The organism is Bacillus sp. FSL W7-1582 (assembly GCF_038593325.1).
GTDB lineage: Bacteria > Bacillota > Bacilli > Bacillales > Bacillaceae > Bacillus > Bacillus altitudinis.
The window spans coordinates 75,526-99,471 of the sequence record NZ_CP151987.1 but is presented as its reverse complement, the minus strand read 5'-3'; the positions used below and the strand labels follow the sequence as shown (position 1 = coordinate 99,471).

General features: G+C 44.3%; 18 protein-coding genes, 9 tRNA genes and 3 rRNA genes. All 30 read right to left on the bottom strand.

Annotated features, from left to right (window positions below):
• Positions 1-50 precede the first annotated feature (50 nt).
• The 30 genes from NSQ11_RS00550 to NSQ11_RS00405 all read right to left on the bottom strand — a co-directional run bounded on the left by NSQ11_RS00550 (position 51) and on the right by NSQ11_RS00405 (position 23,903).
• A tRNA-Ala gene (locus tag NSQ11_RS00550) sits at positions 51-126 on the bottom strand.
• Between the two features lie 8 nt (positions 127-134).
• Positions 135-211: transfer RNA gene (locus NSQ11_RS00545), tRNA-Pro, on the bottom strand.
• Positions 212-218: 7 nt separating this feature from the next.
• Positions 219-295, bottom strand: a tRNA-Arg gene (locus tag NSQ11_RS00540).
• 11 nt (positions 296-306) lie between these two features.
• Positions 307-392 (bottom strand) — tRNA-Leu (locus NSQ11_RS00535).
• Positions 393-404: 12 nt separating this feature from the next.
• Positions 405-476: transfer RNA gene (locus NSQ11_RS00530), tRNA-Gly, on the bottom strand.
• 30 nt (positions 477-506) lie between these two features.
• Positions 507-589, bottom strand: a tRNA-Leu gene (locus NSQ11_RS00525).
• Positions 590-596: 7 nt separating this feature from the next.
• Positions 597-672, bottom strand: a tRNA-Lys gene (locus tag NSQ11_RS00520).
• A gap of 37 nt (positions 673-709) precedes the next feature.
• Positions 710-785, bottom strand: a tRNA-Thr gene (locus tag NSQ11_RS00515).
• Positions 786-818: 33 nt separating this feature from the next.
• Positions 819-894, bottom strand: a tRNA-Val gene (locus tag NSQ11_RS00510).
• A gap of 769 nt (positions 895-1,663) precedes the next feature.
• Positions 1,664-1,779, bottom strand: a 5S ribosomal RNA gene (rrf, locus tag NSQ11_RS00505).
• A gap of 61 nt (positions 1,780-1,840) precedes the next feature.
• Positions 1,841-4,771, bottom strand: a 23S ribosomal RNA gene (locus NSQ11_RS00500).
• A 182-nt stretch (positions 4,772-4,953) separates the two neighbouring features.
• Positions 4,954-6,502: ribosomal RNA gene (locus NSQ11_RS00495) — 16S ribosomal RNA — on the bottom strand.
• Together the 16S, 23S and 5S rRNA genes form the textbook arrangement of a ribosomal RNA operon.
• A 344-nt stretch (positions 6,503-6,846) precedes the next feature.
• Complete coding sequence (lysS, locus tag NSQ11_RS00490) at positions 6,847-8,346, bottom strand: lysine--tRNA ligase (protein WP_024719373.1); 1,500 nt, start codon at positions 8,344-8,346, stop codon at positions 6,847-6,849.
• Positions 8,347-8,436: 90 nt separating this feature from the next.
• Positions 8,437-9,438, bottom strand: coding sequence for a tRNA dihydrouridine synthase DusB (gene dusB, locus NSQ11_RS00485; protein WP_008341796.1), 1,002 nt, complete (start codon positions 9,436-9,438; stop codon positions 8,437-8,439).
• A complete protein-coding gene (locus NSQ11_RS00480; RefSeq protein ID WP_008341798.1) occupies positions 9,431-9,664 on the bottom strand; it encodes a helix-turn-helix transcriptional regulator in 234 nt (77 codons plus the stop codon). The genes dusB and NSQ11_RS00480 overlap by 8 nt, the downstream gene beginning before the upstream one ends.
• Positions 9,616-10,119 carry a 2-amino-4-hydroxy-6-hydroxymethyldihydropteridine diphosphokinase gene (folK, locus tag NSQ11_RS00475; RefSeq protein ID WP_025206610.1) on the bottom strand — a complete coding sequence of 168 codons (504 nt, stop codon included), beginning with the start codon at positions 10,117-10,119 and terminating at the stop codon, positions 9,616-9,618. Before folK ends, NSQ11_RS00480 begins: the two co-directional genes overlap by 49 nt.
• On the bottom strand, positions 10,116-10,478 hold the full coding sequence (gene folB, locus NSQ11_RS00470) for a dihydroneopterin aldolase (protein WP_025206609.1): 363 nt from the start codon (positions 10,476-10,478) through the stop codon (positions 10,116-10,118). Before folB ends, folK begins: the two co-directional genes overlap by 4 nt.
• A complete protein-coding gene (gene folP / locus NSQ11_RS00465) occupies positions 10,471-11,328 on the bottom strand; it encodes a dihydropteroate synthase (RefSeq protein ID WP_008341807.1) in 858 nt (285 codons plus the stop codon). Before folP ends, folB begins: the two co-directional genes overlap by 8 nt.
• A gap of 9 nt (positions 11,329-11,337) precedes the next feature.
• Positions 11,338-12,186: an aminodeoxychorismate lyase gene (pabC, locus tag NSQ11_RS00460; RefSeq protein ID WP_025206608.1), complete on the bottom strand. Its 849-nt coding sequence runs from the start codon at positions 12,184-12,186 to the stop codon at positions 11,338-11,340.
• Positions 12,183-12,776 carry an aminodeoxychorismate/anthranilate synthase component II gene (gene pabA, locus NSQ11_RS00455; RefSeq protein WP_025206607.1) on the bottom strand — a complete coding sequence of 198 codons (594 nt, stop codon included), beginning with the start codon at positions 12,774-12,776 and terminating at the stop codon, positions 12,183-12,185. Before pabA ends, pabC begins: the two co-directional genes overlap by 4 nt.
• Before the next feature lie 13 nt (positions 12,777-12,789).
• Complete coding sequence (locus NSQ11_RS00450) at positions 12,790-14,208, bottom strand: anthranilate synthase component I family protein (RefSeq protein WP_342501204.1); 1,419 nt, start codon at positions 14,206-14,208, stop codon at positions 12,790-12,792.
• Positions 14,209-14,332: 124 nt separating this feature from the next.
• Positions 14,333-15,256 (bottom strand): cysteine synthase A, encoded by a 924-nt coding sequence (cysK, locus tag NSQ11_RS00445; protein ID WP_017359310.1) that lies wholly within the window; start codon positions 15,254-15,256, stop codon positions 14,333-14,335.
• A 77-nt stretch (positions 15,257-15,333) separates the two neighbouring features.
• A complete protein-coding gene (locus NSQ11_RS00440) occupies positions 15,334-16,236 on the bottom strand; it encodes a peptidyl-prolyl cis-trans isomerase (RefSeq protein WP_025206605.1) in 903 nt (300 codons plus the stop codon).
• 52 nt (positions 16,237-16,288) lie between these two features.
• A complete protein-coding gene (gene hslO / locus NSQ11_RS00435; RefSeq protein ID WP_007496169.1) occupies positions 16,289-17,164 on the bottom strand; it encodes an Hsp33 family molecular chaperone HslO in 876 nt (291 codons plus the stop codon).
• Positions 17,165-17,179: 15 nt separating this feature from the next.
• Complete coding sequence (locus tag NSQ11_RS00430; protein ID WP_008341820.1) at positions 17,180-17,956, bottom strand: type III pantothenate kinase; 777 nt, start codon at positions 17,954-17,956, stop codon at positions 17,180-17,182.
• Between the two features lie 163 nt (positions 17,957-18,119).
• Positions 18,120-20,024, bottom strand: a complete 1,905-nt coding sequence (gene ftsH, locus NSQ11_RS00425; protein ID WP_008341822.1) for an ATP-dependent zinc metalloprotease FtsH — start codon at positions 20,022-20,024, stop codon at positions 18,120-18,122.
• Positions 20,025-20,119: 95 nt separating this feature from the next.
• Complete coding sequence (gene hpt / locus NSQ11_RS00420) at positions 20,120-20,659, bottom strand: hypoxanthine phosphoribosyltransferase (RefSeq protein ID WP_007496175.1); 540 nt, start codon at positions 20,657-20,659, stop codon at positions 20,120-20,122.
• 15 nt (positions 20,660-20,674) lie between these two features.
• Positions 20,675-22,078, bottom strand: a complete 1,404-nt coding sequence (tilS, locus tag NSQ11_RS00415; protein WP_080964625.1) for a tRNA lysidine(34) synthetase TilS — start codon at positions 22,076-22,078, stop codon at positions 20,675-20,677.
• Between the two features lie 96 nt (positions 22,079-22,174).
• On the bottom strand, positions 22,175-23,185 hold the full coding sequence (locus NSQ11_RS00410; protein WP_080987768.1) for a protein kinase: 1,011 nt from the start codon (positions 23,183-23,185) through the stop codon (positions 22,175-22,177).
• The gene (locus NSQ11_RS00405) at positions 23,169-23,903 is read right to left on the bottom strand and encodes a VWA domain-containing protein (RefSeq protein WP_008341829.1); all 735 of its coding nucleotides are present in this window, start codon (positions 23,901-23,903) and stop codon (positions 23,169-23,171) included. The genes NSQ11_RS00410 and NSQ11_RS00405 overlap by 17 nt, the downstream gene beginning before the upstream one ends.
• Between the last annotated feature and the right edge of the window lie 43 nt (positions 23,904-23,946).

Below are 23,946 nucleotides of genomic sequence, written 5' to 3'. Positions count from 1 at the left end.
ACTCGAATTAACAGGTACGTTTTGTCTTGTTTAGTTTTCAAAGATCATATTGGTGGAGCCTAGCGGGATCGAACCGCTGACCTCCTGCGTGCAAGGCAGGCGCTCTCCCAGCTGAGCTAAGGCCCCATAAAAGATGGTCGGGAAGACAGGATTCGAACCTGCGACCCCTTGGTCCCAAACCAAGTGCTCTACCAAGCTGAGCTACTTCCCGATCTTAATGGCGCGCCCGAGAGGAGTCGAACCCCTAACCTTTTGATCCGTAGTCAAACGCTCTATCCAATTGAGCTACGGGCGCTTATTTTATAATGCCGAGGGCCGGACTTGAACCGGCACGGTAGTCACCTACCGCAGGATTTTAAGTCCTGTGTGTCTGCCAATTCCACCACCCCGGCGTGGATGGTATAAGCGGAAGACGGGATTCGAACCCGCGACCCCCACCTTGGCAAGGTGGTGTTCTACCACTGAACTACTTCCGCATTACAGGATTTCTTTATGTTATTTGGCAATGCGGGTGAAGGGACTTGAACCCCCACGTCATAAAGACACTAGATCCTAAGTCTAGCGCGTCTGCCAATTCCGCCACACCCGCATGAAAATGGTGAGCCATGAAGGACTCGAACCTTCGACCCTCTGATTAAAAGTCAGATGCTCTACCAACTGAGCTAATGGCTCGCTTTTAAAGCGACTTGTCTATCTTACCATATGAAAGTGGTGCCGGCAAGAGGACTTGAACCCCCAACCTACTGATTACAAGTCAGTTGCTCTACCAGTTGAGCTACACCGGCTTTATCTATCCTAACATTATGTAAGAATAAATATGGTGGAGGATGACGGGCTCGAACCGCCGACCCTCTGCTTGTAAGGCAGATGCTCTCCCAGCTGAGCTAATCCTCCATATTGTGTCGTTTCGAATGTCTCTCGATCTGACAAATAGTATTATATAACGATAAGATATTGTTTGTAAAGACTTTTTTAAAATAATTTTTGAATTTATTTTAAATCTGTTTTTTCAAACCTTTTCGTTAAGGCACCTAAAGAAGTTTACCACTTGTCTCTTCATTTTAAAAGTCTTTTTTTCATTTTTTTATGTTTTTTTGTTAAAAAGGGCATTAATAGCGCTTTTTCAATGTAAAAACAGCTCTTTTAAAGCTGAAAAATGTTTGTTTTATTCCTTATATCCTCAGATAACGTGCATTTAGAAACGAATTTTTTTATTATTTTATTTTTCAGAGAAACCATTTTTGTATAATTGCTTTATATTAAATTGATCATGGTCATTTTTCAAAAATTCGTCTCAATGTTCCTTTGCTTCATCAAACATTGTAGTGCTTAACTCAAATCTTCCTCTTCTCTCTCATTAGCAATCCAAGATGCCCTTTGCTCTCTTATGTAGGTTTCAATGATCTAGCAGCAAGCGCAGTTCGCTACATATGGTTGCCAGAGGAGAAGATCCTTTTTAGATATGTTGACTCTTAGCAAGATGAGCGAGCGACGAGATTGGATGATAAGAATATTATAGAATGTCTAGAATTCCAGTGAAGGGGATGAAATGAATGAGTTATTGAGAATGTAGTGAAAGACCACTATTTTCAATATAAATAGATATATCATTTATTGAAACACAAAAAAGGATCAGTTCCGATTGGAACTGATCCTTTGAAAAGCTTGGCGGCGTCCTACTCTCACAGGGGGAAACCCCCAACTACCATCGGCGCTGAAGAGCTTAACTTCCGTGTTCGGTATGGGAACGGGTGTGACCTCTTCGCTATCGCCACCAAACCTGATGGAGAGAATGTTCTCTCAAAACTAGATAACAATGTTCATTTTTCACATTAGAATATAGGTTAAGTCCTCGATCTATTAGTATCTGTCAGCTCCACGTGTCACCACGCTTCCACCTCAGACCTATCAACCTGATCATCTTTCAGGGATCTTACTTCCTTGCGGAATGGGAAATCTCATCTTGAGGGGGGCTTCATGCTTAGATGCTTTCAGCACTTATCCCGTCCGCACATAGCTACCCAGCGATGCCCTTGGCAGAACAACTGGTACACCAGCGGTGCGTCCATCCCGGTCCTCTCGTACTAAGGACAGCTCCTCTCAAATTTCCTGCGCCCGCGACGGATAGGGACCGAACTGTCTCACGACGTTCTGAACCCAGCTCGCGTACCGCTTTAATGGGCGAACAGCCCAACCCTTGGGACCGACTACAGCCCCAGGATGCGATGAGCCGACATCGAGGTGCCAAACCTCCCCGTCGATGTGGACTCTTGGGGGAGATAAGCCTGTTATCCCCGGGGTAGCTTTTATCCGTTGAGCGATGGCCCTTCCATGCGGAACCACCGGATCACTAAGCCCGACTTTCGTCCCTGCTCGACTTGTAGGTCTCGCAGTCAAGCTCCCTTGTGCCTTTACACTCTGCGAATGATTTCCAACCATTCTGAGGGAACCTTTGGGCGCCTCCGTTACATTTTAGGAGGCGACCGCCCCAGTCAAACTGCCCACCTGACACTGTCTCCCTGCCCGATAAGGGCAGCGGGTTAGAAGGTCAATACAGCCAGGGTAGTATCCCACCGATGCCTCCACCGAAGCTAGCGCTCCGGTTTCCAAGGCTCCTACCTATCCTGTACAAGCTGTACCAACATTCAATATCAGGCTGCAGTAAAGCTCCACGGGGTCTTTCCGTCCTGTCGCGGGTAACCTGCATCTTCACAGGTACTATAATTTCACCGAGTCTCTCGTTGAGACAGTGCCCAGATCGTTGCGCCTTTCGTGCGGGTCGGAACTTACCCGACAAGGAATTTCGCTACCTTAGGACCGTTATAGTTACGGCCGCCGTTTACTGGGGCTTCAATTCGCACCTTCGCTTACGCTAAGCGCTCCTCTTAACCTTCCAGCACCGGGCAGGCGTCAGCCCCTATACTTCGCCTTACGGCTTCGCAGAGACCTGTGTTTTTGCTAAACAGTCGCCTGGGCCTATTCACTGCGGCTTCTCGGGGCTTTAACACCCTAAGAAGCACCCCTTCTCCCGAAGTTACGGGGTCATTTTGCCGAGTTCCTTAACGAGAGTTCTCTCGATCACCTTAGGATTCTCTCCTCGCCTACCTGTGTCGGTTTGCGGTACGGGCACCTCTCACCTCGCTAGAGGCTTTTCTTGGCAGTGTGGAATCAGGAACTTCGCTACTAAATTTCGCTCGCCATCACAGCTCAGCCTTCACGGGAAACGGATTTGCCTATTTCCCAGCCTAACTGCTTGGACGCGGATATCCAATACCGCGCTTACCCTATCCTCCTGCGTCCCCCCATTGCTCAAATGGTGAGGAGGTGGTACAGGAATATCAACCTGTTGTCCATCGCCTACGCCTTTCGGCCTCGGCTTAGGTCCCGACTAACCCTGAGCGGACGAGCCTTCCTCAGGAAACCTTAGGCATTCGGTGGACGGGATTCTCACCCGTCTTTCGCTACTCATACCGGCATTCTCACTTCTAAGCGCTCCACCAGTCCTTCCGGTCTGACTTCACTGCACTTAGAACGCTCTCCTACCACTGTTCGTAAGAACAGTCCGCAGCTTCGGTGATACGTTTAGCCCCGGTACATTTTCGGCGCAGAGTCACTCGACCAGTGAGCTATTACGCACTCTTTAAATGGTGGCTGCTTCTAAGCCAACATCCTGGTTGTCTAAGCAACTCCACATCCTTTTCCACTTAACGTATACTTTGGGACCTTAGCTGGCGGTCTGGGCTGTTTCCCTTTCGACTACGGATCTTATCACTCGCAGTCTGACTCCCAAGGATAAGTCATCGGCATTCGGAGTTTGACTGAATTCGGTAACCCGGTAGGGGCCCCTAGTCCAATCAGTGCTCTACCTCCGAGACTCTTACCTTGAGGCTAGCCCTAAAGCTATTTCGGAGAGAACCAGCTATCTCCAGGTTCGATTGGCATTTCACCCCTACCCACACCTCATCCCCGCACTTTTCAACGTGCGTGGGTTCGGGCCTCCATTCAGTGTTACCTGAACTTCACCCTGGACATGGGTAGATCACCTGGTTTCGGGTCTACGACCACGTACTCATGCGCCCTATTCAGACTCGCTTTCGCTGCGGCTCCGCATCTTCTGCTTAACCTTGCACGGGATCGTAACTCGCCGGTTCATTCTACAAAAGGCACGCCATCACCCGTTAACGGGCTCTGACTACTTGTAGGCACACGGTTTCAGGATCTATTTCACTCCCCTTCCGGGGTGCTTTTCACCTTTCCCTCACGGTACTGGTTCACTATCGGTCACTAGGGAGTATTTAGCCTTGGGAGATGGTCCTCCCGGATTCCGACGGAATTTCACGTGTTCCGCCGTACTCAGGATCCACTCTGGAGAGAACAACATTTCAGTTACAGGGCTGTTACCTTCTTTGGCGGGCCTTTCCAGACCTCTTCGCTTATATCGTTCCTTTGTAACTCCGTATAGAGTGTCCTACAACCCCAAGAGGCAAGCCTCTTGGTTTGGGCTGTTCCCGTTTCGCTCGCCGCTACTCAGGGAATCGCATTTGCTTTCTCTTCCTCCGGGTACTTAGATGTTTCAGTTCCCCGGGTATGCCTTCTCATACTCTATGTATTCAAGTATGGATACTACTCCATTACGAGCAGTGGGTTTCCCCATTCGGAAATCTCCGGATCAAAGCTTGCTTACAGCTCCCCGAAGCATATCGGTGTTCGTCCCGTCCTTCATCGGCTCCTAGTGCCAAGGCATCCACCGTGCGCCCTTTCTAACTTAACCATTTCTTACTTTAGAAAGAATCACTATGTGTGATGAACTTTGCATTGCATTCAATGTGAATGTATTACTTATTGTTATCTAGTTTTCAAAGAACAATCCTGTCTCGCTAGAGACATGTTTGAAGGAATGATCCTTCAAAACTAAACAAGACGAAAAACGTACGCTGCTCCATATATCCTTAGAAAGGAGGTGATCCAGCCGCACCTTCCGATACGGCTACCTTGTTACGACTTCACCCCAATCATCTGCCCCACCTTCGGCGGCTGGCTCCATAAAGGTTACCTCACCGACTTCGGGTGTTGCAAACTCTCGTGGTGTGACGGGCGGTGTGTACAAGGCCCGGGAACGTATTCACCGCGGCATGCTGATCCGCGATTACTAGCGATTCCAGCTTCACGCAGTCGAGTTGCAGACTGCGATCCGAACTGAGAACAGATTTGTGGGATTGGCTAAACCTTGCGGTCTCGCAGCCCTTTGTTCTGTCCATTGTAGCACGTGTGTAGCCCAGGTCATAAGGGGCATGATGATTTGACGTCATCCCCACCTTCCTCCGGTTTGTCACCGGCAGTCACCTTAGAGTGCCCAACTGAATGCTGGCAACTAAGATCAAGGGTTGCGCTCGTTGCGGGACTTAACCCAACATCTCACGACACGAGCTGACGACAACCATGCACCACCTGTCACTCTGTCCCCGAAGGGAAAGCCCTATCTCTAGGGTTGTCAGAGGATGTCAAGACCTGGTAAGGTTCTTCGCGTTGCTTCGAATTAAACCACATGCTCCACCGCTTGTGCGGGCCCCCGTCAATTCCTTTGAGTTTCAGTCTTGCGACCGTACTCCCCAGGCGGAGTGCTTAATGCGTTAGCTGCAGCACTAAGGGGCGGAAACCCCCTAACACTTAGCACTCATCGTTTACGGCGTGGACTACCAGGGTATCTAATCCTGTTCGCTCCCCACGCTTTCGCTCCTCAGCGTCAGTTACAGACCAGAGAGTCGCCTTCGCCACTGGTGTTCCTCCACATCTCTACGCATTTCACCGCTACACGTGGAATTCCACTCTCCTCTTCTGCACTCAAGTTTCCCAGTTTCCAATGACCCTCCCCGGTTGAGCCGGGGGCTTTCACATCAGACTTAAGAAACCGCCTGCGAGCCCTTTACGCCCAATAATTCCGGACAACGCTTGCCACCTACGTATTACCGCGGCTGCTGGCACGTAGTTAGCCGTGGCTTTCTGGTTAGGTACCGTCAAGGTGCAAGCAGTTACTCTTGCACTTGTTCTTCCCTAACAACAGAGCTTTACGATCCGAAAACCTTCATCACTCACGCGGCGTTGCTCCGTCAGACTTTCGTCCATTGCGGAAGATTCCCTACTGCTGCCTCCCGTAGGAGTCTGGGCCGTGTCTCAGTCCCAGTGTGGCCGATCACCCTCTCAGGTCGGCTACGCATCGTCGCCTTGGTGAGCCGTTACCTCACCAACTAGCTAATGCGCCGCGGGTCCATCTGTAAGTGACAGCCGAAACCGTCTTTCATCCTTGAACCATGCGGTTCAAGGAACTATCCGGTATTAGCTCCGGTTTCCCGGAGTTATCCCAGTCTTACAGGCAGGTTACCCACGTGTTACTCACCCGTCCGCCGCTAACATCCGGGAGCAAGCTCCCTTCTGTCCGCTCGACTTGCATGTATTAGGCACGCCGCCAGCGTTCGTCCTGAGCCAGGATCAAACTCTCCGAAAAAGTACAAAACCGAAGTTTTGTTTTTTCGTCAGCGTTTGACTGACTACCTATGATGTATCATAGGATTTTTTATAAAAACTCGAATTAACAGGTACGTTTTGTCTTGTTTAGTTTTCAAAGATCATTTTCGTTATCGCTCGTAAGCGACTTTAATATCTTAACACTTCGCTTTGGTTGAAGTCAAGAACTTTTTTCATTTTCTTTTTTCAACCTCGTTGCTGTTTTGCGGCAACGAATAATAATATACCATCTGGATTCTTTTCTTGCAATAGTTTTTTTGAAAAAAGTTTCATTTTATGAAAAATAAAAAGCGCCACAGATCAAATGGCGCTTTTGTTGATATATTAACGGTTTCTCATTTGCGGGAAAAGCAGTACATCTCTGATTGATGGAGAATTTGTTAGCAGCATGATTAATCGGTCGATACCGATTCCTAGTCCACCTGTTGGCGGCATGCCATATTCTAATGCTTCAACAAAATCGTCATCCATGAGATGCGCTTCGTCATTTCCTTCTTCACGTTCTTTTAATTGAGCTTCAAAACGTTCTCTTTGGTCGATTGGATCATTCAGCTCGGTGAATGCATTTGCATGCTCGCGGCGTACGATGAATAGCTCAAAGCGGTCCGTGAAGCGCGGGTCTTCAGGATTTTTCTTAGCTAATGGAGAAATCTCGACTGGGTGCCCGTAAATAAAAGTAGGCTGAACCAGTGTTTCTTCTACTTTTTGCTCGAAGAACTCATTGATAATATGACCTACTGTCATATTTTTTGTGATTTCAACATCGTGATCAGCAGCATGCTGTTTTGCTTCTTCTACAGACATCTCCTGCCAGAAGTCTACACCTGTTGCTTCTTTGACTGCTTCAACCATATGGAGTCTCTTCCATTCAGGTTTTAGATCAATTTGATCTTCTCCATATTGAATCGTTGTTGTTCCTAGTACTTCTTGGGCAATATGAGCAATCAAGTTTTCCGTTAGGTTCATGATGTCTTTATAGTCTGCATATGCTTCATACAGTTCAATCATAGTAAATTCCGGGTTATGACGAGTTGAGACTCCTTCATTACGGAATACGCGACCAATCTCGTATACTTTCTCTAGACCACCGACAATTAGACGTTTTAAATGCAGCTCGATCGCAATACGCATATAAAGCGGCATATCAAGTGCATTGTGATGAGTAATGAAAGGACGAGCTGATGCACCACCAGGGATGCTATGCATTGTTGGTGTTTCAACTTCTAGGTATCCTTTTGAATCTAAGTATCTTCTCATTGATTGAATGATTTTGCTTCGCATGATGAACGTCTGCTTACTTTCTGGATTGACAATCAAGTCAAGGTAACGCTGACGATAGCGTTGTTCTACATCTTTTAGTCCGTGATATTTATCAGGGAGCGGGCGAAGTGCTTTTGTAAGAACCTCAAAGCTAGTCGCTTTAATTGAAAGTTCTCCTACATTCGTTTTAAATACGGTTCCCGTCACACCGATAATATCGCCTAGGTCCGAGCTTTTAAATAATTCGTAAGCTTCTTCTCCTACACTATCTTTACGTACATAGATTTGAATTTGTCCTTCTAAGTCTTGGATGTGTGCAAAGCCAGCTTTCCCTTTTCCACGCTTTGTCATCATACGGCCAGCAATTGTTACTTGAGCTGCTTTTTCTTCTAAGTCTTCTTTTGAAAACTCGTCATATTCAGCAATAATTTGTGCAGATTGATGAGAACGGTCATATCGTTCACCGAATGGATCGATACCCTCTTCTCTCATTTTATTCATTTTGTCACGTCTTACTTGGAATTGATCATTTAATTCTTCGTTATTAAGCCCTTCATTACTCATTTATATCACTCCAATAATGTATTTTGCAGAGAAAAGCAGAAAAACTGCCAGTACGTGCACTAGCAGTGAGCTACAAAAAGAAAGATAGTCTTATCCTACTTTTATTCTTTGAAGCTCTTTTGCCTCGGCTTCGATCGTAAAGTCATCTAGAACTTTTACAAGCTCCGCTCTCGTTTCACTTTGATTGATTTGATTTCTTACATCTGCATTGCCTCGGACACCTTTTAAGTACCATGCTGCATGTTTTCTCATTTCTCTGACAGCCACATGCTCGCCTTTCAGGTCTATGAGTCTGTCTAAGTGAAGTTTGCACACAGACATTTTCTCACGCACATTAGGCTCTTCTTTTAGTTCACCCGTTTCTAAATAATGAACCGTCCGGTAAATCATCCACGGGTTTCCTAGTGCGGCTCTTCCGATCATGACAGCATCTGCACCCGTTTCATCAAGCATACGTTTTGCATCCTGAGGGGTTTTGACATCTCCATTGCCGATGACTGGAATGGAAACAGATTGTTTGACCTCTTTTATAATATCCCAATTCGCTGTTCCTTCGTACATCTGCACACGTGTCCGTCCGTGAAGCGCAACCGCTTGTCCACCTGCTCGTTCAACAGCACGGGCATTGTCGATAGCGAAGATATGGTCTTCGTCCCAGCCCATTCTCATTTTCACAGTAACAGGTTTATCTACAGCTTCTACGACTGCAGATACCATTTCGTAAATCTTGTTAGGATCCAGCAGCCATTTCGCTCCTGCGTCACATTTCGTGATCTTTGGTACAGGACATCCCATATTAATATCAATAATGTCCGCCGTTGTATTCTGGTCTACAAACTTGGCCGCTTCTACGAGCGTATCCTTTTCTCCCCCAAATATCTGAAGGCTCAACGGTTTTTCACGTTCATCAATGTACAGCATGCCCATCGTTCTGGCATTATTAATCAAGATCGCTTTGTCACTGACCATTTCAGCGCAGACTAAGCCCGCTCCAAACTCTTTCACCGTGAGTCTGAAAGCAGAGTTACACACACCAGCCATTGGTGCGAGCACTACTTTGTTTTTAATTTCGATATCTCCGATTTTAAACATCATGTCCCCTCCTTTCTTCTTCAAGAATTGGTGAAAGTTCTTCCACCGTTATATTTAAAGCATCTGCTATTTGACCAACCATTTGGTTTGTTGGTAATCGATTGCCTCGCTCAATTTCCCCTAAGACAGAGACAGAGATGCCCAGTCTTTTGGCGAACCCTTCCTGAGTATACCCTTTTAGCTTTCGGTATGCACGAATTCTTCTACCCCACATGTCTTTTTCCATATGCTTACACCTTCTTGGTCTGTTACGGCGTTTATCTGGGCTTCGCCGATTTCTGGGCAAATCTCACTCATCGGAACAAGAACGAATAAACGTTCGTACATTCTAGGATGCGGCACTACAAGTTGTTCTGTTTCAATATTTTCACGATTATAAAGTAAAATGTCAAGGTCAGCTGTCCGTGGACCCCATCTCACTTCTCTTGTTCTGCCCAACTCCTGCTCAATGTCCTGAGTCAGTGATAGAAGTTCTTCAGGACGAAGCGAGGTGGAAATCTTCACAGCCATGTTCAAGAAGTCATCCTGATTCTCGTAACCTACAGGTGTTGTCTCATATATAGATGAAATGGATTCAACTTGAACACCTGGATGTTCGTGAAGTTTTTTGACAGCTTCTTTTAAGTAGGTTTCCTTTTTTCCTATGTTTGAGCCTAAAGCGATATATGCTGTATTGTTCATGTGCGTGATCTCGTCATTTCAATAGCAACGGACTGATAGTGTCCTGGAATTGGCGGATCTGGTTTGATTACTTTTACTGTACATTCTTGAACTGTCGGAAAGTCCTTTAACACTTGGTTTGCAATTCTTTCTGTCAGCGTTTCAACGAGGTTCACCGGATCCCCTTCTACAATATTTTTGCAGATGTTGTAGAGCTCAGCATAGTTGATGGTCTCATTTAGGTCATCCGTTTGTCCTGCCTTACTTAAATCAAGTGAAGCTGTTAGGTCCACACGAAAGCGCTGGCCTAGTTTATTCTCTTCTGCAAATACACCGTGATAGCCGTAAAATTCCATTCCGTTTACATATATTTTATCGATGATAAGCGCCTCCTTTATTCAGCATGGCATCCATCATTTTTGCCATTCTTGCGATTTCTTTTACATCGTGCACTCGGACCATCGCGCTGCCCTTTTGAATCCCAAGACAGACCGTCGCACCCGTTCCTTCAGTACGTTCTTCAGGCGGCAGATCTAAAACTGCACCGATGAATCGTTTGCGGGATGTTGCTAGCAGCAGCGGATACCCAAGGTGGCAAAAATGTTCAAGTTCATTCATGACCATGAGGTTGTCAGTTTTATTTTTCGCAAATCCTACACCAGGGTCTAATATAATCATGTCATCACGGACACCCGCTTGTTTTACAATTTGAACACTTTCTTTCAGATCTGCAATCATATCTGAAATCAGATGGGTGTAATTCCGCTCTGGTCGATTGTGCATTAAGATGATTGGCACGTTGTGCTTCGCTGCCACATGCGCCATTTGAGGATCAGCTTTCGCCCCCCATACATCATTAATGATTGAGGCTCCTGCTTTCACTGCCTCATCTGCGACAGGGGCTTTATACGTATCAATAGAAATAGGTATGTCCAATTCTTTTGTGATCTTCTCAATGACAGGAATGACCCTTGAAAGCTCCTCTTGCTCTGAGACAAGTGCCGCCCCCGGCCGAGTCGATTCACCGCCAATATCAATAATATGCGCCCCATCTTCTATGAGCTGCGCTGCATGAGCCAGCGCTTTATCCATTTGATTGAATTTTCCTCCATCTGAAAAAGAGTCCGGTGTGACATTTAAAATGCCCATGACCAATGTCTTTTCTTCATAACTAAGGGTATGGTGCTTGGCTTGTATGATTTTAGGCTGTTTTATCAATTGTTGTGTCATTGTGTCCACCTACTCTTTATGTTCTAGACGTGCTTTTGTATATTCTGTTCTCAGCTTGGTCGAAATCGTTCGGTTGTGGTTTTGCAGGACGTTGTCTCCGATATTTTTAAAAGGCACAATTCCCTGAACCGAATTGGTCATCCACGCCTCATCAGCTGAGAGCAAGTGTGAGAGTGGATATCTTCCTTCTATTAGTGGGATCCCCGAAGCTTGCAGCGTTTCGATACAATATCGACGGGTAACCCCGTTTAAAATGCCGGTATCAAGTGAAGGTGTATAGATCACATCTTTTTTTCGCCAAAATAGATTTGATGTAATTCCTTCTGCCACATCGTCTTCTTTTGTTAAAAAGATCCCTTCTACAGACGGATCGTTCCCTACTTCTCTTTTCGCCAGCAGGTTGTTCATGTAATGATGCGACTTGAGCCGTCTTGGACCTTCCGGTGTGTTTCTTCTTGTATCAAGAATGATTCCCTGTTTTTCATCTACTATTGATTCTGGCCGGAATGGGGAGATCATCACAAAAACAACAGGCTCCTCATAAGGGTCTGCAGAAAATCCATTGCCTCTGCCCGCAGAAACATTGAAGCGGATTCTCGCATGACCGCCCGTTATTTGATTTTGTTTGAATAATGTATGAATGATGTCGAGTACAAATGGTTTCTCTATTGTGGATTCGATGCAAAGGTCACGCAATGATTGATTGAGCCTTTCAAGATGCCAGTCTAACAAGAAGACTTGTCCTGCTAGAGAGGTAAATGTTTCGAATACACCGATGCCATATAGAAAACCATGATCAAAAGGAGAAAGAGTCGCGTCTTTCTCCTCTATATACTGACCGTTCAGGTAAATGATCATGCGTTTACTTCATTCCCCTTTTTACGATAGGTTTCAATGAAATTTCTGAGCATTTCCTTACCGAAGGACGTCATAATCGATTCTGGATGGAATTGAACACTTTCAATCGGAAGTTCTTTATGGCGAATGGCCATGAGTTCGCCTTCCTTTGTTCTCGCTGTTCTGACAAAGCACTCCGGCAGCGTCTCGTCTTTAACAATTAATGAATGATATCTCGTGGCGACGAGCGGATTTTGTAGTCCCGTGAAGACACCTTTGCCGTCGTGTTCAATCTCTGATGTTTTCCCATGCATTAACCGCTCCGCACGAATGACATCTCCACCAAATACTTGTGCAATGGATTGATGACCTAAACAGACACCGAAGATCGGAATCCTCCCAGCAAAATGTTTGATCGCTTCCATACTAATTCCTGCTTCATCCGGACTGCAAGGTCCTGGAGAAATCATCAGAAAGTCTGGCTTGAGCTCTTCGATTTCTTGAATAGTGACTTGATCGTTTCGTTTTACAATCAGTTCTTCCCCAAGCTCACCTAAATACTGGACCAGGTTGTACGTAAATGAATCGTAATTATCAATCATTAATATCATACTCTGCTCACCTCTAACTCAAAATAGTCTCTTCTTTGCTCAACTGTAATGCTTTTTTCACTGCATAGGCTTTTTTAATCGATTCTTTGTATTCGTGCTTTGGTACAGAATCGATGACAATGCCTGCACCTGACTGCATGAAGGCTCTGCCCCCTGTACAATAAGCCGTACGAATGACGATATTAAAATGCATATCTTGATTGAATCCAAACCAGCCTATAGATCCAGTATAAAGCCCACGCCTTGTTGGCTCAAGTTCTTCTATGATTTCCATTGTTCTCACTTTTGGCGCACCTGTAATCGTGCCGCCTGGGAATACAGCTCTCATGACATCTACCGCATCACAATCATCACGCAGCTCCCCTTGGACATTTGATACAATGTGCATCACGTGTGAATATTTCTCAATGGCCATAAACTCGTTCACCTTGACTGAGCCATAAGTAGACACTCGTCCAAGATCATTCCGCTCAAGATCAACGAGCATCACATGTTCTGCGCGTTCTTTTTCATCTTCAATGAGTTCTTTTGCCAGCGCTTGATCTTCCACATCATCCTTGCCTCTTGATCTTGTGCCAGCGATCGGTCTTGTTTCGAGCTGAATGCCTTTTTTCTTAATAAGCAGCTCTGGAGATCCACAGACAATTTGGAAATCTGGCGTGTGCAGATATGACATATATGGAGATGGATTCACGTGACGTAATGTTTTGTATAAATGATATGGGTGGGTATGAAGCTGTTCATCTTGTCTAATGGATAGGTTCACTTGGAACACATCACCGTTCGCGATATATTGTTTAATCGTTTCTACAGCTTCCCCGAAAGCTTCTTCAGTAAAAGGTGCAGCAGGTACACATTCCGAAGAAGACACGTTGACAGATGAATGTGCTGACTCTTCTGATGTGCTTGTCCAGCTTTGCTTTAATTCTTCGAGTCTTTGATGAACTTCACTGACAGGTTCGTCTCCTTCTGTATGAGTCATCAGCCAGAGGACGCCTTTATTATGATCAAAGACAGCGACATCATTGAATACGAGGAAATACAAATCAGGCGTCTTCAAATCATCGATGGACAGCATTTTAAAATGCTCGATATATCTTGCGTAATCATAGCTTAAAAATCCAATCGCTCCACCTTGGAAGTCAGGATATTCATCGTTCGTTTCGGTTTGTAGGGTTTGAAACCAATCAGCAAATGCCCTAAAAGGATCTCCCTCTTTGAACAACACCTCATTCTGATAATGGATGGTGGTCATCCCGTCCTTCCCTTTCGCTTTAGCGATCGGATGAATGCCGGCAATACTGTATTCTCCGCCACGTGCACTTTCAAGAAGAACGTGATGTGATTCATGAGCCGTTAATTGTTCGTATCGTTTCAAGAATGCTTCTTTCGTAAAAGGAATTTTGATGCCCATCGGCCTACGTTGTGTCATGTTATCATCCTTTTTCATTTTCATTAATCTTATTGTAATGCAATCCATTTTAATTAGAAAATAGTATTTGCTTTCCATCTTCAGAATTCATGAAAAAACCCCAGCAAATGCTGGGGTGTATTGTTTAATCAAATTGATAAAGCGGCGTACTAAGGTAACGTTCACCGTTACTTGGAATAATCGCTAGAACCTTTTTCCCTTTACCAAGCTTCTTCGCTGTTTGAAGCGCTGCATAAATGGCTGCTCCTGAAGATATACCACCAAGGATTCCTTCTTCTTTCGCTGCCTTTCTTGCAAGTTCAAATGCATCTTCGTTTTTCACTTGGATAATGCCGTCATATACTTCTGTGTTCAAGATAGATGGAACAAACCCTGCTCCGATGCCTTGAATTTTATGCGGACCTGGTTTCCCGCCTGATAGTACAGGAGAATCTGTTGGTTCTACCGCATAAAGCTGAATAGATGGAATGGCTTCTTTCAGGACTTCACCAGCACCTGTAATCGTACCACCCGTACCAACTCCTGCAATAAATGCATCAAGTTCGCCGTCAAACTGTTCAAGAATCTCTTTCCCTGTTGTGCGGCGGTGAATCTCAGCATTGGCTTCATTGCTGAACTGCTGAGGCATGAAGTATCCGTGCTCTTCCGCTAATTCTTCTGCTTTTTTGATGGCACCTTTCATTCCTTCTGCACCCGGTGTTAAGACAAGCTCTGCACCGTAAGCGCGTAAAAGGTTGCGGCGCTCCTGACTCATTGTATCCGGCATAACTAAAATCGCATTGATTCCTTTTGCAGCCGCGACCATCGCAAGACCGATTCCTGTGTTTCCGCTTGTTGGCTCAATGAGTGTGTCACCAGCTTTTAATGTACCTTTTGCTTCAGCATCTTCGATCATCGCTAACGCAATACGATCTTTTACACTGCTGCCTGGATTCATATATTCAAGTTTCAAGTAGACATCCGCACTGTCTTCATCTACTAAACGGTTTAATTTAACGACTGGTGTATTTCCTATTAGTTCAAAAACTGAATTTGCAATACGAGCCATCACTAACACCTCTATCTCCGAGTAATTTTATTGTATTAATATTAAATTATCAATTTCGAAAAATTTTGTCAATGCTTTTAGTCCTGCTCTCCATCGTAAAACCATGTGACTTTTGCTTCTTTCCACAGGGTTTTGACATTCGCCTTTTCACCCAGATCTTCCATGGCGATCTGCCTTTTGATCTGATCTTTGACTTCTTCATAAGAGAAAGAGCGGCCATTTAATTTTTCTTTTAATTGTATGATGGCATAACCATTTTTGATCTCGATCGGCTCTTTCGTCCATTCATCTGGCTGAAGCTTTTGGGCTTCTTGTATGTATAGGGCTGGAATGCTTTCTTGCTCTTCTGTGACAAATCCAAGATCTCCGCCGTAAGGAGAGGTATATCGATCGGTGGATCGCTCAGCTGCTACAGCTTCGAAACTAGATCCGCCCTTTAAATCTTTTAATACACTTTGTGCCTCGTCTTTTGTTTTCACAACAATGTGGCGAATTCGGTATGAGTCATCATATTGATACAAGTCTTTATTTTTTTCATAAAAGGATTTGGCTTCTTTTTCAGAAACGACCGCATCTCTCGTTAGAAGCTGTTCTAATAAAATTTGATAACGAATCTGCTCTTTCCATTCCTTTTCACTTGTATGACCGTCTTCGTAGAAATTATTAGATACCGCTTTCAGCATCAGCAGCTCACGATTGATCTCCTTTGAAGATACCTCCAGCTTGTTTTCTTTCGCAAGCTGATTGACTACCTTCTGATTAATCATTTGTTCAAGTGTTGCCTTTCCGTAGCGGTCTTCCATTTTCTTTAACCATTCTTGACGTGTGACTTTCTCTTTCCCAATAGAAGCAATTTCTTCACCGCTCTTCCCATTTGAAGAAGCCTGCGACATTTGTGACTTTGTTAATACATATGCAATGACCACGGCATTAATCATGAGCAGAACAAGGATAAATGTCCATACCACTCTTGCTTTCAGTCTCATCTTTCGTCTCCTTTCCATTCTAAAAAGAAAACCCGCTGCTTAGAGCTTAGCGGGTTATTTCTTCACGTAGCTCTTCTAGCTCTTCTTTTGTAAATACATACGTTTCGTTACAAAAATGGCATTGAGCTTCTGCTTGTCCGTCTTGTTCAATCATATCCTCAATTTCGGCTTTCCCTAGGCTGATAATACCGTTGGCAAACCGTTCTTTTGAGCAGTTACAAGAAAATTCGACAGGTACAGTTTCTAAGATTTGAGGTTTTTCACCGAGCACTTCTTCTAAAATTTCTTCAGGAGTCATCCCTTTTTCAATCAGTTTAGAGATCGGTTCAATGGTTGATAATCTCTTTTCGAGTCTTTCGATGACTGCATCTTCTGTTCCAGGCAGCAATTGAATGATGAAACCGCCTGCTGCAAGGATCGAGTTGTCTGGATTGACAAGAACACCCACACCTACAGAGGATGGCACTTGTTCAGAGGAGACCAGGTAATAAGTAAAGTCATCTCCAATTTCACCTGAGACAATTTCCGTTTGCCCTGTAAAGTGGTCTTTCAGTCCGATATCTTTGACAACACTTAACGTTCCAGATGTTCCAACAGCACGTCTAACGTCCAGCTTCCCATGTTCATTTAAATCAAAGTGAACTTGTGGGTTTGAGACATATCCGCGCACCTGACCTTTTGCGTTTCCATCCGCAATGATGGCTCCGATCGGCCCACCGCCTTCAATTTTGACAGTTAATTTATTCTCGCCTTTCAGCATGGCTCCCATCATGACAGTCGCTGTCATGGTTCTGCCGATTGCAGCTGAAGCAGTTGGCCACGTATGGTGTCTTCTCTGCGCTTCGTTGATTGTATCTGTTGTGTTCGCAGCATACGCACGGACTTTCCCGTCATATGCTAACGCTTTAACTAAATAATCCATTTTGATTAAACCCTCCTATAATACACCGACACGATTGCGTTCATAAATTAATTGAAGTCCTTTTAATGTGAGGAACGGATCGACAATATCAATACAGTCTGATTCATTTCCAATCAATGTAGACAAACCGCCTGTTGCAATGACTTTCGGTGTTTGTTTGGCTTGCTGCTTCATCCGTTTCACTATGCCCTCGACTTGACCAACATATCCATAAAGGATGCCGGATTGCATCGCACTGATGGTATTTTTTCCAACAATGTGATCTGGACGGACAATTTCAATTCTCGGCAGTTTTGCCGCTCTTGTATATAAAGCCTCTGTTGAGATGGTAATACCAGGTGCAATCGCCCCACCCATGTATTGTTTTTGTTCATTGATATAGCAGTAGGTTGTGGCCGTTCCAAAGTCTACCACAATGAGAGGCGCCCCATACAGGTGAATGGCCGCCACTGCGTTCACAATTCGATCAGCGCCGACTTCCTTTGGATTATCACACATAATGTTTAATCCAGTCTTCATGCCAGGCCCAACGATTTGAGGAGTAATGTGAAAATACTTTTCGCACATTCTTTCCAGAGCAAACATCATTGGCGGGACAACAGAAGAAATGATAATCCCTTCTATCTGGTCAAACATTAGCCCTACATAGTCAAATAAGGATCGGATTGCCATACCAAATTCATCTTCTGTTTTATGACGGCTTGTTTCAATCCGCCAATGGTAGTTCAAATCGCCATTATGATAAACACCTAAAACGGTATTTGTGTTTCCTACATCTATCACGAGTAACAACTTCATCACCACTTTGAATAGTGTCTCAAAAAGAGCATTTTTCGACTTTCTATCATACCATACACGAATTGAGTTCCATTTGTAAACAATTCGAAACCGATCCATTCATGAATCGAAATAAAAAAAGCTGCCGGTGAGCCCGACAGCTTTTTATAGAAAGAGATTAGATCTCCTCATCTTCTTCTTTTTTCTTGATGTTCACTTTCACATCATCGTTTTTCTCTTCGTCATCTGCGTATACACGCTCTGGAAGCTTTCCAGTTTCGTAAAGAGATTTAATTTGTTCAGCATCTAATGTTTCCACTTCTAGAAGAGCTTGTGCGATGATTTCTAGCTTATCTTTATTCTCAGTGAGAATTTGTTTCGCACGTTCGTAGCTTTCTTTGATGAAGCGCTGAACTTCTTGGTCAATTTCGTAAGCGATCGCTTCACTATAATTCGGCTCATTGTTGAAATCACGGCCAAGGAATACTTGACCTCCTTGTGATTGACCGAATTGAAGTGGACCAAGTTTATCAGACATACCGAACTCTGTGACCATTCTTCTTGCAATGCCTGTTGCACGCTGGAAGTCGTTGTGAGCGCCTGTACTTACTTCACCAAACGTAATTTCCTCTGCAACACGACCGCCAAGCAAGCCGACGATTTTATCAAGAAGCTCTGGTTTCGTTTGGAAATAACGGTCTTCTCTTGGAAGCATGACCGCATATCCGCCTGCCTGACCACGAGGAACGATCGTTACTTTATGCACCATGTCTGCTTCGTCAAGGATAAGCCCAATGACGGTATGACCTGCTTCATGGTACGCCACGATATTGCGTTCTTTCTTCGAAATGACACGGCTTTTCTTAGCCGGTCCAGCAATGACACGGTCAGTTGCTTCGTCGATATCACGCATATCAATTTTCTTTTTGTTTTGACGGGCAGCAACAAGCGCTGCTTCGTTTAGTAAGTTCTCAAGATCTGCCCCAGAGAAACCTGGTGTTCTGCTTGCAATGGCTTTCAAGTTGACTGTATCATCAAGCGGTTTGTTTTTCGCATGAACCTTCAGTACTTCTTCACGGCCAATGACATCTGGGCGGTCAACCGTAATTTGACGGTCAAAACGTCCCGGACGCAGCAATGCAGGATCTAGGATATCTGCACGGTTCGTTGCAGCAATGATGATAATCCCTTCGTTGGCACTAAAACCATCCATTTCAACAAGAAGCTGGTTAAGCGTTTGTTCACGCTCATCATGACCACCGCCAAGACCTGCTCCACGCTGACGACCCACTGCATCAATCTCATCAATAAAGATTAAGCAAGGTGCATTCTTTTTCGCATTTTCAAACAAATCACGTACACGTGATGCACCGACACCGACGAACATCTCGACGAAGTCAGAACCACTGATGCTGAAGAAAGGAACGCCTGCTTCTCCCGCAGATGCTCTCGCAAGCAATGTTTTACCTGTACCTGGAGGTCCTACTAGTAAAACCCCTTTAGGGATTCTTGCGCCAAGCTCCGCAAATTTACGTGGATCTTTTAAGAATTCAACCACTTCTACGAGCTCTTGTTTTTCTTCATCCGCACCGGCAACATCTTTAAATTTCACACGTTTCTTCTCTTCTGTGTAAAGCTTCGCCTTACTCTTACCAAAGTTCATGACACGGCTTCCACCGCCTTGAGCTTGGTTCAATAAGAAGAAGAACAGGATAAAGATGATGATGAATGGAATGATGGTTGTCAGAACTTGCAGCCATCCATTTGTTTCAGGTGCTGGTTCTACTTTTACATCTGTATTCTTCAGTGCACTGTAAATCTGGTCAACACCTTGACCGTCTGGAACGTGGGTAATGAAGTATTCATCTTTCTTCGCGCCATCTAATTGACCACGAATTTCATAAACCCCTCTTACAGGCTGGATGGAGATACTCTCCACTTTTCCCGCACTTAAATTTTGCGAAAATTTGCTGTAAGACATGTTCTCAGGCTTTTGATTAGGGGATCCTAACCAACTGACAACCCCTATCACAAGTAATAAAATAAGTATATAAAAAATCGTATTACGAAAAACCCGATTCATTCCTTACCTCCTCCCACAGTAAGCACAACTATGTTCAATAGTATCATAGAAAATCATTCCAACACAACCAATAACCTCATGTAAACGTGTGCTCATTAGCCTTCGTAAACAGATGGTTTTAACACTCCAATATACGGGAGGTTTCGGTAACGTTCGGCAAAATCCAATCCATAGCCAACAACAAATGCATCTGGTACTTCAAACCCAACATAATCTGCTTTGATGTCTGCTTTGCGGCCGCTTGGTTTATCAAGCAATGTCACAATTTTAATGGAGTTTGCTTTACGGTATCGGAAAAGCTCTACCAGATAACTCAAAGTTAACCCACTGTCGATGATATCTTCCATAATTAGAATATCTCTTCCTTCAACAGAAGTATCTAGATCTTTGATGATCTTCACTTCTCCAGAAGATACGGTAGACTTTCCGTAGCTAGATACATCCATAAAATCAAGCTCTAAATATGTATCAATGTGTTTGATCAGGTCTGCCATGAATGGAAGAGCCCCTTTCAAAACACCAATAGCCAGGGGAAATTTACCATCATAATCGCTGGTTAATGTTGCACCCAGTTCCTTCACTTTTAGCTGGATCTCTTCTTCTGAGATCAAAATCTTTTCAATATCTTGTTTCATGCTTTTGCTTGCCCCCTACAAATTTTCGTGCTGTCTATATTGTAATACAATGAGATCGCTGTTTGTCATATCAATTTCTTCAAAAACGGATTTTTTCAGACCTGGGATCCAGATGATTTGATGATCCGAGTCAGTGACGATCGGCCAGCTGTCTCTTTCTGCAAGAGGCACTTTTTTATCAATAAATATATCTTTCACCTTTTTTGATCCATTCATCCCTTTTAGTTTGATTCGATCACCGTTTTTTCGTGAGCGAATGATCAAAGGAAGACGAACATGATCTTTTTGAAGCAAGAAAAAATGGTTTCCGTTCCGTGCATCCTTCGGAACATGATTTGATACCAAGATAGACTGTCCATTCGGGAGAAAAAGTTCCTCGCCAAGCTCACCTTTTAAATGATGAGTATATGACTGATCTATGACAAGCGATCGTTCAAAGGTAAACATACAGTGATCATAAGATTTGACAGCTTGTAAACCTTTTGGCAAATCTAATGATCCAGACGGTTGATCAGTATGAGATAACCAGTCCAAAGTCCCTAGAATATGCTGGTTTGAAAACGCTGATTGAGTGTTTTCATAAAGATAGTTTAATATTAGTTGAATGCCTCTTCTTTGTAAAGGCAAAGGCAGGTCAAGCAAAGGCTTCGTTTTGATCTCAATTTGCTTAGGCGTTTGATTCGTAATGACTTGATGCATTTGATCCTTTGTTAATGCCTGCAAGTACTGCTCATCCTCAGTCAGCATGTCACTTACAAACTGAAAGCTTTCATGCACATGAGGTGCCTCTTCTTTTAACACGGGAAGAACGTGTCTTCTGATCCGGTTTCTCAAGTAGTCATCGGTGTGATTGCTTTGATCAATGACATAAGGAACTTGTTCTTTTTCGCAAGAAGTGAGTACATCATCCTTAGAATATCCAATCAGCGGACGAATCAGCCACCCTTCTTGAAAAGGGCGCTTTGCTTGCATACCTGCGAGTCCTATTCCAACAGTCCCTCTTGTCAGCCTCATCACCATTGTTTCTACTTGATCGTCTCCATGATGTGCAAGCGCTATAAATTGAGCGTTGTACTGTTCCATCAATTGACGAAAGAAAGCATATCTGCACTCTCTTGCAGCTGCCTGTTTGTTTAAGCGGTTTTCTTTTGCATATTGGGTGACCTGTATACGAGCCGATTCAAAAAGGATCTCATGCTCTTTACAGTACGCTTCAACAAATGCCAAATCAGCAAAGGATTCTTCTCCTCTGAACATGTGATCTACATGGGCTGCAATCAGCTGAAAGGAACCTTTTCGACGTTTGTTTAGTTCATGCAGCAAGAGCATAGAATCTGGTCCGCCAGAAACCCCGACAATGACTGTCGTATTTTCAAGGAAAACATCATGTTTTTTCAAAAAAGATTCAATTCTATTCACAACTTCCTCCTCACAAAGAGCAGGTAATTTAAAGATATACATATCCTATCACTTTCATTAGCTCCAAGCAAAGAAGAAGCCTGCTTTTTTACAGCTCTATAATAGGAATAAAACCACATAAGCACAGTAAAGAGCGAGCACACTGCATAAGATGAGAATGGTTTCAAAAAGCCCGCCTGATTTTTTGCGTACTGATGTTCTTTTCGCAGCAGCAACTCTTGATCGTGAAGGTGCGGCCTGTTGATGTTGGGGAACAGCTGGCTTTTGCCTATTTTGCTGTGATGGCTTCTTTTGTTGTGATTTTCTTGAAGCAAGCAATTGTCCTTCTTTCAGCATCGCGCTTTTCATGTCTGCCGCTGATTGATATTTGCCTTGGAGAGCCGCTTTTAACACCCTCTCATATCGCTTTAATAAAGGATGTCCTTCAATCGCCCGATAAAGCTGCTTTTCTGGTTCTGCCCCTTTTTTAAATTCTTTTTTATAGGCACAGTTCACCATGACCATACTTAAAGCAAATAGATCATAAGAAGGTTCTGCTTTTCTTGTACCGAAGCCCCAGTAGCCGCGGTCAAAAAACTCGGTGTATTCCTTAATCGCCCTTCCCGCCTTCGTTGTTCCTCCAACATCAATACATCGAATCGTAGCTGGGGGGCCTGAAACGATGAGATTATCAGGCTTCAAGTCACCGAAGATCCAGCCTTCCTTATGTAAGTGAGCAAGGTTAGACAACAGTTGAATCATGAGAACGACGATCCATTCATCGCCTTTTTGTTTCACAAATTCAAGCAGCAATGGTCCTCTGACATACTCCATGACATAAAACGACCGTTTCTCTGACATACCAGGATAAAGAGCATCATCCATATCATAAAAAGAAGGCCCCATGGTTTTCACAGGAGCCTTTGAAAAGGATTTTAATACATTGACTTCAGATGCAATGAGCATACTGTCATCACTCACTTTAAGGGCCACTTGCCCCTTTGACGATTCGGCCAGATAAACCACACCGTTCGCCCCTTTTCCCAGCTCTTTTACAATGCGGTAATGTTGTTGATGCCACTTTCCCTTTATCATTGTACCTAATGGGATGTTAGAAGCCGAATTCATCATGTTCTTCCTTCGCTTCAAGCAGCCCTTTTCGTGAACGAACTGATTTGAAATGCTGGAGTGCTTCTCGAATTGCTGGTCCTGTCGGTGTAATTCCTCCTGTTGTCAGCTTCGGGAAAATTGATGATAACGAATCGAACCGCGGCGTCCAGTTCAACACAATTTCTGCATCTGAGTTTTTCCCGGGAAATACACACATCCCAAACTGATTTTCACCAATTCTCGAATTTAGACTAATAGAGAGATCGATGAGTGCTTCTTTGACCGTTGGCAGCTTCGGTTTCATACTTGCACTCGTATCCACAAGCACAAGCACTTGAAGATGAACCGTCTCACCGAGCTCGTCCACAACCTCCATCACTTCTCCACGCTTATCTGGGGGAAGTTCTTCAATTTCAGTATCTTTGCCAAGAATTTGCTGCAATTCTTTATTCACAACACCTTGTAACGTTTGCGTCATCGCCTTTTTTGTCACCATTTGTACGGTTTGAGACAATTGCTGAACGTAGACAACCTGATGAATGCCTCCGCCTGCTAGAGCAATCCCCTCTACTTCTTTCATCGCTTCATGATCGTGTCTGTTCTCTTCCATAATGCCAATGACATTGACTGTGATCCCTTGCTCCTTTGCCAATGCGGCAATCGCAAGTGGGTCTTCCCCATGATTTGAGCAGCCATCTGTAATCAGTAAGATTTGGTTTACGTGACCTTTTCGCATCTTCATTCCTCCTGGGATTGTAACTGAATGCTTATATCCCCAT